Source organism: Glycomyces amatae (assembly GCF_020991375.1).
GTDB lineage: Bacteria > Actinomycetota > Actinomycetes > Mycobacteriales > Micromonosporaceae > Glycomyces > Glycomyces amatae.
In genome coordinates, this window is record NZ_JAJLQZ010000046.1 from 1 (window position 1) to 11,346 (window position 11,346).

Sequence of the window (11,346 nt, forward strand, 5' to 3'; positions counted from 1 at the left end):
AACTCAGACGATCCGTTTTAGGGATTCGGCCTCAGCCGGAGCAACCTCTCAACTCTAACAGTCTCGGTTCGCGCTGCAAACTTCAGGCTGATTAACCTGTGTCACATGCGATCGAGCCTCTAGTGAGTCTCAGAGATCCCCGCGATTCAGCTACCGGACCGCGCCTAAACCCTCTCGGGTCTGTCGCTGGTCTCCGGCGGCTTCCGGACCAGTCCTTCTCGGCTGTTCCGTTCCCCCGCGGGCAGAGACAACATTACACGACCTTTCGGGGACCTGAATCGGGGGGTACCCCCAAGCGTCCAGGAGTATGCGCCGCCTGTGCTGAACTGCCGAAACGTCGCTGCGCCGCAATGGGTTCCGGCGGTCGGCCGGGACCGAGCATGACAGGGAAGGGCCCGGCGCGTCTCCGTGAAACGGCGTCGCCGGCCTCCGAGTGCCGGCGCGAGGGGTACGACAAAGGGCCGGGCCCGTCTTTCGACGGGCCCGGCCCTTGATGCCTTCGAGCGTTGCCGCTCCGGTCTTACGCCGCGGCCTCGGCCGGGACGATGTTGACCAGCTTGCGGCCGCGCTTGGTGGAGAAGAGGACCTCTCCCTCGGCCAGAGCGAACAGCGTGTCGTCGCCGCCGCGGCCGACCAGCTCGCCCGGGTGGTACTTGGTGCCGCGCTGGCGGATGAGGATCTCGCCCGCGCTCACGTGCTGACCACCGAAGCGCTTGACACCAAGTCGCTTCGAGTTGGAGTCACGCCCGTTGCGGGAGCTGGATGCGCCCTTCTTGTGTGCCATTGTCCAACCCCTTACTTGGTGATGCCGGTGACCTTGACGAGGGTCAGCGGCTGACGGTGACCCTGTCGCTTGTGGTAGCCGGTCTTGTTCTTGTACTTGTGGATCTTGATCTTCGGGCCCTTGGTGTGCTCGAGAAGTTCACCGCTCACCGTGACGCCGGAGGCGTCGGTGACCACAGTGCCTTCGTCGACGAGCAACACCGCAGGCAGCGTAAGCGTGTCGCCGGGCGCGCCCTGAAGCTTCTCGACTTCGAGGACGTCTCCTTCGGCGACCTTGTACTGCTTTCCGCCAGTCTTGACGATTGCGTACATGTCGACGCGGTCTCCTTGGGTCCTCCCCGGTGCGGGGAAATGAGTTCCCCGCAGGGGAACGGTGTCTGTCAAATTTCGCGGTGTCACGCACCGTTCCGACGTCCGGCTCCGCAGAGCGTCGCCTTGGTCGGGCCGCCGATCGAGCTCCGCGTTCGTCCCCGCAGGTGCGGGGCGAAAAGCTGAGGGCTCTATAGGCCGCTCACTAGGGTACGTCATGTACCCCCTGGTTCCGGCATCGGGCCGGGACCGGGGCCGCGAACGTCACAGTCCGCGGCCCGGGCCCGTCCTCAAGCCGTGGCCTTCCCGGTCTCGGCGTCGCCGCCGCGCTCCGAGTCGGCGTCCGGCGCGTCGGCCTGCGCCGCGCCGGTGGTCTCGTTCTCGGCCAGGACCTGGTCGGCGTCCGCGGGGACGGCCTCCTCGGTCGCGGCCGCGATGTCGGTCGTCTCGGTCTCCACCACGGGCCCGGCGTCGCCGGACTCGACCCTGGCGATCGGCTCGGAGGCGGTCTCGTCGACGATCGCGACGTCCTCCTCCTGGTCGTGCCCGGTGTGCGCGGCGGCGATCTTCGCGGTCTCGGCCGCGGCCGACTTCACGTGGTCGGCCTTGTCCTGCTTCTTCTGCTGGCCGGACTTGGCCTTGTCCTTCTTCTTCTTGCCGCCGCCCTGGTTCTGCTGCTGGCCCGAGTCGCCGCCCGGCTTGCCGCCGCCACCGCCGCCGTTGCCCTTCTTGCGGCCGTTGCCGAGGATCTCGTCGGTGTGGATCATGACGCCGCGGCCCTTGCAGTGGTCGCACGGCTCGGAGAAGGCCTCGATGAGGCCCTGGCCGACGCGCTTGCGGGTCATCTGCACCAGGCCCAGCGAGGTCACCTCGGTGACCTGGTGCTTGGTCCGGTCCCGGCCCAGGCACTCGGTCAGGCGCCGCAGCACCAGGTCGCGGTTCGACTCGAGCACCATGTCGATGAAGTCGATGACGATGATGCCGCCGATGTCGCGCAGGCGCAACTGGCGCACGATCTCCTCGGCCGCCTCCAGGTTGTTCCTGGTGACGGTCTCCTCGAGGTTCCCGCCCTCGCCGGTGAACCGGCCGGTGTTGACGTCGATCACCGTCATCGCCTCGGTGCGGTCGATGACGAGCGAACCGCCCGAGGGCAGGTAGACCTTGCGGTCCAGCGCCTTGAGGAGCTGCTCGTCGACGCGCATCTCGGCGAAGACGTCCTTCGTGCCGGTGTGGTGCTTGAGCCGCGGCAGCAGCTCGGGCGAGACCGACTCGAGGTACTTGTGGATCTCGTCGTACGCCTCGTCGCCCTCGACCAGGAGCTCCTTGAAGTCCTCGTTGAAGACGTCGCGGACGACCCGGATGAGCACGTCGGGCTCGGAGTGCAGGACCGCGGGGGCGCTGCTCTTCTTCGACTTGGCCTGGATCTCCTCCCACTCGATCTGGAGGCGGGAGATGTCGCGGGCCAGCTCCTCGGGGCCGGCGCCCTCGGCGGCGGTGCGCACGATCACGCCCGCGCTCTCGGGCACGAGCTTCTTGAGCGCCGCGCGCAGGCGGGTGCGCTCGCGGTCGGGGAGCTTGCGGGAGATCCCGGAGGCGTTGCCGCCCGGAACATAGACCAGGTGGCGGCCCGAGAGGGCGACGTGGCTGGTCAGGCGGGCGCCCTTGTGGCCGACCGGGTCCTTGGTGACCTGGACGAGCACGGCGTCGCCGGGCCTGAGGGCCTGCTCGATCGAGCGGGCCTTGCCGGCCAGGCCGGTCGCGTCCCAGTTGACCTCGCCGGCGTAGAGCACGGCGTTGCGGCCGCGGCCGATGTCGACGAAGGCGGCCTCCATGCTCGGCAGCACGTTCTGGACCTTGCCGAGGTAGACGTTGCCGACCAGGCCCTGGGCCCCGGACTTCGACACGTAGTGCTCGGCGAGGATGCCGTCCTCGAGGACGGCGGCCTGGGCCCGGCCGCCGCGGACGCGGACGACCATCTGGCGTTCGACCGCTTCGCGGCGGGCGAGGAACTCGGCCTCGCTCACGACCTGGACGCGGCCGCGGCCGGACTTGCGGCCGTCGCGGCGGCGCTGGCGCTTGGCCTCCAGGCGGGTGGAGCCGGAGACGCCGCGGACCTCCTCGTTCGACGAGGGGCGGCGCTGCGGGGAGCGGACCTTGACGACGACTTCGGCGTCGTCCCCGGACTCCTCGGGACGCGAGGACCGGTCGGAGTCCTCCGAGCCGGCCCTGCGGCGGCGGCGACGACGGCGACGGGTCACCTCGGGGCCCTCGGCCCCCTGGTCCTCGTCGTCGTCCTCGTCGGAGGCGTGGTCCTCGTCGTCGTCCTCGTCGTCGACGGAGCCGTCGGCGCCCTTGCCGCGGCCGCGGCCGCGGCGGCCCCGGCGGCCGCGGCGGCGTCGCCCGGCCTCGGAGTCGTCGTCATCGTCGAAGTCGTCGTCGAAATCCTCGGCGGCGGGCTCTTCGGCCTTGGGCTCGGGCTTGTCGGCGTCCTTGTGGCCGCCGGCCTTCTCGGGACCGCTCTTGTCAGCGCCGCCCTTGTCAGTGCCGCCTTTGTCAGCGGCGCGGTTCTCGGTGCGGCTGCGCGTGCGCTTGCGCGTCGGCTGCTGCTCCTGGGTCTGGGCCTTCTTGGCCTGCGTCTTCTTCGCCTGGCCCCGGCGGGACTCGGGCTCGTCGGCCTGCTGGTCTCGGGACTCGCGCCTGTCGGGCTCGTCCTTCGGCTCGGCGGCCTTGGGCGCGGTCTTCGGAGGAGGGGCGAACATCGCGGTCGTCGCCGCTGCGGCGCGAGGGCGCTCGCGGGGCGGCTCGGACGCGGGTTCGTCGTTCTTGGGTTTCTGGGGAGCCATGAAGGTGACCGCGATCGGCGGCACCTGTTCGCGCGGCTCATTCTCGCGCATACGAATAAATCTCCATTCCAGCCGCTGCCCGGGCGCGTGACGCGGTGTGCGTCCGCTGCCGCACGGGCGCGGCATCAGCAGTGCGGTCCTCGCGGCCTGGTGCGGCCGGCGCCCGGCTCGCTTCGCCCTGAAGGCTGGCAAGCCTTGCTCCGGCGCGGTGCTCCATGCCGATCGGGCCGCACTGAAAGCCTCAACTCGCACCGGGGAAACACCTCTGCCCCAGCCGAGTGGTCACGTCCGTCGCCGTCGTGAGGGGCGCGGACAGGACATCTCCGGGTCGCACTGTACGTAGCTGTGTGCGGTACGACAAGGGCAAGTATCGCACACTGTGCGTCATTCGCCGAGCCGGTCGACGCGCCGGTGCCCCTCCTCTCACTATCGGCCCTCGTCACCCGCCCGCGGATACCCGGGGACGGCGGGCCCTGAAACCGGCGTCACGAACGGGTGAGAGGGCGCGACTCCCCGTGGTTGGCACGGTCGGAGCGTGGCTCGTGTCCCCGGCACTCGATAAGCTGTGGACCGGCGCGCCGGCAGCGGGCCGCGAACGTTCAAGGGAAGAAGACCATCGCACTCCAGGTGATCGACTCGGACGAGTCCGAGGAGCCCCGGGCGGACGGCAAGCCCTCCACCTACCAGGGGCGGCATCGCGGTGCCGACCTGTTCCGGCAGCTGACCAGCGTCGGCTGGGTGCTGGCCGTGGTCGCGGCCCTGCTCGCCGGGGGCGGCACCGTCCTCTTCTGGTCCTCCGGGATCGGCGACGAGCGGCCCTCGGTGGACGCCGGGGAGATCGGCGACCTGTGCGAGCGGATCGTGGACCCGGAGCTGCTGGCCCCGTGGGCCGACGCCGAGCAGGCGCGGAGCCCCGAGGAGTCCTCGGAGGAGAAGGTGCGGACGTTCGACTGCACCTACTCGGCCGAGTACGCCGGGGACGAGGCCTACCGGCTGGTGACGCTGTTCGCGACGGTGCAGGTGTACGAGGACCCGGCGAAGGCGCGCGCCGCGTACGCCGGGGTGCTCGAGTTCGAGGCCGCAGAGGGGCACGAGACCTCCTCGCTGGGCGGCGTCGGCGAGCAGGCCGCGATCGCGACCGTCGAGGACGGCGAGGAGACCGAGGTGCGCGTCCACTCCCAGGAGGCCAACGCCACGGTCAGCGTGAACGTGTTCCTCACCGGGCAGCCGCCCGAGGGCGGGGATCCGGAGCAGTTGGTGGAGGATCTCACCGCCGGGCTCGTCGACGCGCTCCCCCGAGTGGGGAATTAGGCGGCTCCCCTTAAGCTGGCGGTGACTACCGCGGCGTCAAGTCGACACGCCGGGAATCATTCGCGGAGGATCATTGTGAGCGCCACACCACCATTTGGCCCGGCTTATGACGAGCAGCCCGAGGACGGGCGGCGGTCGGGTCCGGGCCAGTGGCGGCCCCGGGCCGGGGAGGCGCGGGGCGCGCAGGGTGAACCGCGGGACGACCGGCAGGGCCAGGGCCGGCCGCAGGGCGGGCCGTACCCTCCCGGGGCGCCGAACCGCGGCGGGCAGCCCGGCGGGCCCCAGGGCGGGCAGCGTCCGATGCCGCAGGCGGGACGGCCCTCGCCGCAGGCGGGGGGCTTCGAGTCGCAGCCGCGCGGCGGAGCGCCGCGTGCGGGCGGCCCCTCGGCCGGGAGGCCCTCGGCGGGCGGTCCGGCCGCCGGGCGCGGTCAGCAGCCGTACCAGTCCCCGCAGCGGCATTCGCCGCAGCCGGGGGGCTACGAGTCCCCGTCGGGTCCGGTGACCGGGTCCTCGCCGCGCACGGACCAGTGGGGCGCGGGCTCGCCGCCGCTGCGCGAGGCCGGGCAGGCCCCCCGCGGGGGCGACTACCGGCAGCGGCCCGAGGACGTCTCGGGCGGTGCGACGCAGCAGCACGACCAGCCGTTCGAGGAGGCCGCGTTCGCCGACGACGGGGCCAAGGGCGACTGGGGCGGCGGGGAGGCCGACGACCGCGAGCGCCTGGGGTACATGCCGAAGGAGCCGCGGCGGCGCTCGGACTTCCAGAAGGTGCGCAGCCGGGCCCGCAAGTCGAGCCCGTGGCCGAAGATCGCCGCCGCGGTGGTGGCGCTGGCCCTGGTGGGCGGCGGCACGTGGTGGTTCCTGAACTCGCGCGACGGCGAGGAGACGGGGGCGACGGGCGAGAACTCGAACCTGACGTACGCGGGCAGCGATGAGCCGTGCTCGCTGGCGGACGCGGGGGAGCTCGAGTCCCTCGTGGACGGACCGGAGCCGGTGGCGGCGCCCGAGGCCGAGGACAAGAACAGCGGCTGGGTGCAGTCGTGCACGCTGACCTACGGCGAGCCCCAGCAGGCGGCGGCGCTGCTGAAGATCGAGGGCACGGTCTTCGAATCCGACGCCAGGGCGAGCGTGAACTTCGAGCTGAGCACGGGCGAGATCGCCGAGATGACGGATCAGTGGGTGCCGGTGGACCCGGCCCCGGAGATCGGCGACCAGTCGGCGGCGGTGGCGCGGGTCGTCTCGGACGGGACCTCGAACTACCACCTGCACCTCCAGGACGACAACGTCTACCTGGTGGTGCGCCTGGCGGTGGCGAAGGACACCCCCATGGACGAGCAGGGCCTGACCGACCTGACGACGGCGCTCGCGAGCGCGTACCTGGAGAACTGGCGCGACGCGAGCTGAGGCTCGGAGCGCCCGGGCCGCCTGCGTGTTCGAGCGGGTCGAGATTTTCGGGCGAGTCCTGGAGTGTCTCGGCGAGTCTCCGCAAAACAGACCCCAGCGGGACCCCTGGTTCGAAAGTAATCCGGGGGTACGACAGTAAAGTCAAGGCCGGGCCCCGTCTCTCGACGGGGCCCGGCCCTTTTCACCCTTTCGAGTGAAGGTCAGTGCGTGTTCCTCAGTACGTGCGCATCGGGGCGCCGAACATCTGCGCCTCGATCGAGGTCGGGGCGCACCACAGGTAGCGCTCCTTCTGGCCCTTCCGCAGCATCGCGATCATGTCGTCGTGCAGCATCTGGAGCCACTGGAGCACCTCCTGGTTGACCCGGATCGCCGACCGGGCGATCTGGGCCTCCTCGGCGGTGAGCCGCTGGAGCACCGTCATGTGGGCGTCACCCGTGAGCTCGTCGGCGTAGTTGGTCAGGCGCGGCAGCACCGTCAGCTGGGTGCGCCAGGGGCCGAGGACCGGCTTGGTCTGCGAGCCGCGCTCGCCGACGTCGTAGACGTACAGCGCCGGGGAGTGCTGGCTCGCCTCGACCGTGACCGGCTGGTCGCCGTGCAGGACCGCGAGCCGGTCGTTGCGTCCGGTCGCGGTCTCCCCCAGGCCGTTCCACTCCTGCGGGCGCGTGGTGCACACCGCGACACGGGTGCCGATCGCCAAAGCGCGGAAGACGAGCAGGCGGGCCAGGTAGACGCCGCCGATCAAGTTGATGCGCGTCTCCTCGGGCCGGAAGACCGGCGCGACCACCGGCACCTGCTCGGCGTCGCGGCCGATGACGAGGCCGGAGGGCGGGCTCGCGGAGGTCATGAGCTCCAGGGCCCGCGCGGTCGGGATCTGCGGGGCGGAGCGGACCGCCTCGATTGCCTTGCCCGCGTCGCTGGCGGTCTTGACCGCCCGGTCGGTGACCGGCAGGCCGTACACGGTGCCCTCGGTGGGGCCGGCCGAGACCTGGGAGACGCCGAACAGGCCCGCCGAGGTCGGCAGGGAGCTGATCGGGCCGCCGGTGATCGGCGCGGCGCCCGAGTAGGGCATCCCCGAGTACGGCTGGGCCGAGGCCGGCTGCGAGGAGTACGGCTGGCCCGAGACCGGGCCGCCCGACAGGGGCTGACCGGAGACCGGTTGGCCCGAGACCGGCTGCGCCGAGACCGGGCTGACCGACGGCGCCGAGACGGGCGCGGCGGAGACCGGCGCGACCGGCGGCTGCGACGGCGTCGGCGGCCGGGAGGGCGTGGGCGGCGGCTGCGGCGGACGCCCCTGCTGCTGCGACGGCGTGTTCGGCAGCTGGTACTGCGGCTGCGAAGCGGGCTGCTGGGCCTGCGGCGGGCGGGGCGGCTGGGCGGCCGGAGGCTGCGCGGGGCGCTGCGGCGGCTGCTGATGCTGGGGCGGCGACGACTGCGGGCCCTGGGGCCCGGCACCGGGCGGACGCATCTCCGGCGGGCGGGGCGTCTGGTACTGCGGCTGCTGAGGGGATTGGGGCGGCTGGGCGCCGGCGCGCGCACCGGGGGCCTGCGGCGGCCCGGGCTGCTGCCCCTGGCGCACGGACCCGGTGCTCTCGGGCGGGCGGCCGTAGACGGGCCGCTGCTGCCCGGTCTGGCCGGGCTGCACCGGCTGGCTCCCGGTCTGCCCCGCCCGGCCGGGCTGGCTCCCGGTCTGCCCGGGCTGGCCGTACGGCGGGCCCTGGGGCGGACCGGCGGCCGGGCCCTGCGGGGCCGAGGGCGCCTGGGGTGGCGAACCGGCGGCGGGCCGGCCGCCGCGGGCGATCTTGGCCGTGCCCGAGGACTCGTCGTCGACCGGGCGCTGCGGGGCGCGGTCCTGCTGCTCCTCTTCGTCGTCCGAGTGCCTGCCGGCGCTGTAGGACCCGCCCTGGTACGTGCCCCCCTGGTAGTTGCCGCCGCCGTAGACGTTGCCGTTGCCGCGGTCGCTCATCGGGGTCCTCCTCCGGTCGGGGCGGATGCGTAGGCGGCGGGTCCGTGCTCGCCGTCGAGGCGCTGCAGGCGCACGCCGAGCTGGTCGGCGACGTTCAGCAGCTGGTTCTGCGCCGACTCCCACGAGGCCTGGTCGAGCGCGAGGCGGACGATGCCGTCGACGGCGAGCTGGCGGCCGGTGACCCGGCCGTCGGGGTTGACCTTGCCGTTGGCGCCGGCGGTGACCACGGTCGAGACCGTCACGAACGCGGCGGGCACGCCCGAGAGCGCGTCCTGGGTGCGGTGCAGGGCCGTGGCGTCGGTGGGCCACTTGGTGATCCGGTAGGCGACGTGCCGCAGGCCGTCCGCGTACCAGTGGTTCCACTCCTCCGCAGTGCGCTCGCCCGGGACCGGCGCAAACGCCACGCCGAGCGACTGCTGGACCGCTTCGCGCACGCCCTCGCCGTCGAGGATGCGGTTGGGGACGCCGACGTTGCCGAGGAGCTTGCTGACCCGCTGCGAGGTCGAGGCGAGCGCCTTGTAGACGCCGTCGACCTCGCCGCCGCGGTCGGCGGTGGCCTCGCGGGCGTCGCGGGCGCCCAGGCGCACGGCCAGCCAGGCCTTGTGGTGGACGACGGCGGGGTAGTCGCCGAGGAGCTCGCGGTAGGAGCGGGAGGCGGGGCTGTTGTCGTAGGCGCTCAAGCCGACCGGGGTGGTGTGGCCGACGAGCTGGACGGTGGTGACGGGCACGGACGTCTCGTCGAAGAGGCGCTCCAGGCGCTCCAGCGGGACGGCCTTGGTGCCCTCGTCGGTGGAGCCGATCTCGATCACGGCGAACCAGCCGCCGTTGTCGTGGCCGATGCCGACGTTCTCGTCGCGGTCCTCGACGCCGGTGATGCCCAGGTCGGGGGCGATCCGGTGGAGGACCTCGGTGAGCTGCTCGGGGTCGAGGGCGCGGATGCGCCGCTTCATGCGCGACTTGAGCGACCAGGTCTGGTACCACCAGTAGTCGCCCTTGCGCCAGAAGACGACTATGAGGATGACCAGGGCGACGCCGCCTCCGGCGGCCGCGGGGATCGTCCCGAACGCCAGGCACGCCAGCGCGATCGTGAGGGCGAGCTCGACGGCGATGAGCTGCGCGACGGTGAGCGGGCCGAGCCTGCCGGAAGATCGGGTCGTGAACACGACCGACTCGCCGGGGGTCGGTCCGCCGCCCTGCTGGGCCTGCACGGATGCCGTGCCGCGAGCTTGCTGCTGCCCCTGAAGCATCGTCATAGAGACGTCTCCATCATGAAGGTGAGTGGTCGTACCTATCGTAAGCGGACGAGTCCACCTCCCGGTTCCCCGCCCTGCGGGTGTCGCGGACCCGAATGCGGCCGGACCAGCCTTCTGGTACTGCGGCGTTAGACTGAGCCGATGCGATTCCTCCCGCGTATCCCTCTCTGTTCCGCCGTCGTCGCGATGGCGGCGGCCGGGGCGATGCTGCTGCCCGCGGCGCCCGCGCAGGCGCAGGACGACTGGACCATCCCGAAGGCCGAAGAGCCCTCCGACTGCGTTCCCACCACCGCCGACAGCGGCGAGTCGCTCAACGAGCGGCCGTGGGCGAAGAACTTCATCGGGCTCGACGACGCGCAGCAGTACAACCGCGGCGTGTTCGCGACCGGCTCCGAGAAGGGCGAGCGGGTGACGATCGCCGTGATCGACTCCGGGGTCGCCGCGGAGCGGGAGGACGTCTTCGGGAACCGCCTGCTGGAGGGCTTCGACACCTGGGACGCGGACGCCAAGGGCCGGTGCGACGGGTTCTACCACGGCACCGCCGTGGCGGCGATCGCCGCCGGCAGCCAGATGGGCGAGGACTTCATCGGCGTCGCCCCCGAGGCGAACATCCTGCCGATCCGGATCTTCATGGACGACAAGGACGGCGGCGACACGGAGAAGAGCAAGCTCCTCGCCACGGCCATCAGGGACGCCGCGACGCACGGCGCCGACGTCATCAACACGTCCCTGGTCGTGGTGCCGACGGACGAGCTCGAGGCCGCGGTCGCCGACGCCATCGCGTCCGGCGTCGTGATCGTGGGCGCCACCGGCAACGAGGCCAAGCACATGGACGACCCGGATCGCGAGCTCAAGGACCAGACGTACTACCCGGCGAACTACCCCGAGGTCATCGCGGTGGGGGCGCACAACAAGACCGGCAACTGGTACAACAAGACGAACTTCGGGGAGAACATCGACCTGCTCGCGCCCGGCGAAGGGGTCGCGTTCCCCTACGCCGGCGGGCAGTGGCAGTCCTCCAGCGGCACCAGCTTCGCCGCGCCGTTCGTGGCGGGCGCGGCCGCGCTGCTGAAGGCGCAGTTCGGGGCCGACGCGACGCCGGCGTGGATCCAGAAGCGGCTGCAGGCGACCGCGATCCACCCGCCGAACGGCTTCAACATGTACCAGGGCTACGGCGTCCTGAACGTCAAGGAGGCCCTGTCGGCCCCGGTGGACGACCTGAGCGAGATCACCTCGACCGACGTCGGGGCGGCCCCGGTGGACGACTCGTCCTCCACGCTGCCGCTCACCGACGAGGAGCGGGACGCGATCGCCCCGCTCGACGTCGACTACGACCCGCTCGGGACGGTGAAGACCATCGCGTGGGCGAGCGTCGGCGGAACGCTGGTGCTGATCGCGCTGGTCCTGGTGCTGCGGAAGGTGATCCCGAAGGGCCGCACGCGCCGCTGGCGTCCTGGCTCCCGAGAGGTCGAACGGCTCCCGG

The 11,346-nt window shown here is 72.0% G+C and carries 8 protein-coding genes; 3 read left to right on the forward strand and 5 right to left on the reverse strand.

Annotation, left to right across the window (positions count from 1 at the left end; genetic code table 11):
* Positions 1-520: 520 nt before the first annotated feature.
* The 3 genes from rpmA to LO763_RS28435 form a co-directional block, all read right to left on the reverse strand.
* Positions 521-784 carry a 50S ribosomal protein L27 gene (gene rpmA, locus LO763_RS28425; protein ID WP_230792173.1) on the reverse strand — a complete coding sequence of 88 codons (264 nt, stop codon included), beginning with the start codon at positions 782-784 and terminating at the stop codon, positions 521-523.
* 11 nt (positions 785-795) lie between these two features.
* The gene (rplU, locus tag LO763_RS28430) at positions 796-1,095 is read right to left on the reverse strand and encodes a 50S ribosomal protein L21 (RefSeq protein WP_030144752.1); all 300 of its coding nucleotides are present in this window, start codon (positions 1,093-1,095) and stop codon (positions 796-798) included.
* A 287-nt stretch (positions 1,096-1,382) separates the two neighbouring features.
* Positions 1,383-3,986, reverse strand: a complete 2,604-nt coding sequence (locus LO763_RS28435; protein ID WP_230792176.1) for an Rne/Rng family ribonuclease — start codon at positions 3,984-3,986, stop codon at positions 1,383-1,385.
* 576 nt (positions 3,987-4,562) lie between these two features.
* Between LO763_RS28435 and LO763_RS28440 the strand changes: the two genes are divergently transcribed.
* Positions 4,563-5,246, forward strand: coding sequence for a hypothetical protein (locus LO763_RS28440; protein ID WP_230792178.1), 684 nt, complete (start codon positions 4,563-4,565; stop codon positions 5,244-5,246).
* A 300-nt stretch (positions 5,247-5,546) separates the two neighbouring features.
* The gene (locus tag LO763_RS28445; protein ID WP_230792181.1) at positions 5,547-6,647 is read left to right on the forward strand and encodes a hypothetical protein; all 1,101 of its coding nucleotides are present in this window, start codon (positions 5,547-5,549) and stop codon (positions 6,645-6,647) included.
* 214 nt (positions 6,648-6,861) lie between these two features.
* On the opposite strand, the gene LO763_RS28450 is transcribed toward LO763_RS28445, so the two are convergent.
* Together LO763_RS28450 and LO763_RS28455 are read right to left on the reverse strand one after the other, a co-directional pair.
* Positions 6,862-8,610 carry a hypothetical protein gene (locus LO763_RS28450; protein WP_230792203.1) on the reverse strand — a complete coding sequence of 583 codons (1,749 nt, stop codon included), beginning with the start codon at positions 8,608-8,610 and terminating at the stop codon, positions 6,862-6,864.
* On the reverse strand, positions 8,607-9,863 hold the full coding sequence (locus LO763_RS28455) for a type VII secretion protein EccE (protein WP_230792205.1): 1,257 nt from the start codon (positions 9,861-9,863) through the stop codon (positions 8,607-8,609). The genes LO763_RS28450 and LO763_RS28455 overlap by 4 nt, the downstream gene beginning before the upstream one ends.
* Before the next feature lie 141 nt (positions 9,864-10,004).
* On the opposite strand from LO763_RS28455, the gene LO763_RS28460 reads away from it, so the two are divergent.
* Positions 10,005-11,346, forward strand: a 1,342-nt coding sequence (locus tag LO763_RS28460; protein WP_230792223.1) for a S8 family peptidase, incomplete at its 3' end; no start/stop codon positions are given.

What these genes read in the sequence shown, in the direction of transcription:
- LO763_RS28445 (WP_230792181.1), top strand. Translation starts at nt 5,547, where the DNA reads ATGCCGCAGGCGGGACGGCCCTCGCCGCAGGCGGGGGGCTTCGAGTCG.
- LO763_RS28455 (WP_230792205.1), bottom strand. Translation starts at nt 9,863, where the DNA reads ATGACGATGCTTCAGGGGCAGCAGCAAGCTCGCGGCACGGCATCCGTG.
- LO763_RS28450 (WP_230792203.1), bottom strand. Translation starts at nt 8,610, where the DNA reads ATGAGCGACCGCGGCAACGGCAACGTCTACGGCGGCGGCAACTACCAG.
- LO763_RS28435 (WP_230792176.1), bottom strand. Translation starts at nt 3,986, where the DNA reads ATGCGCGAGAATGAGCCGCGCGAACAGGTGCCGCCGATCGCGGTCACC.
- rplU (WP_030144752.1), bottom strand. Translation starts at nt 1,095, where the DNA reads ATGTACGCAATCGTCAAGACTGGCGGAAAGCAGTACAAGGTCGCCGAA.
- rpmA (WP_230792173.1), bottom strand. Translation starts at nt 784, where the DNA reads ATGGCACACAAGAAGGGCGCATCCAGCTCCCGCAACGGGCGTGACTCC.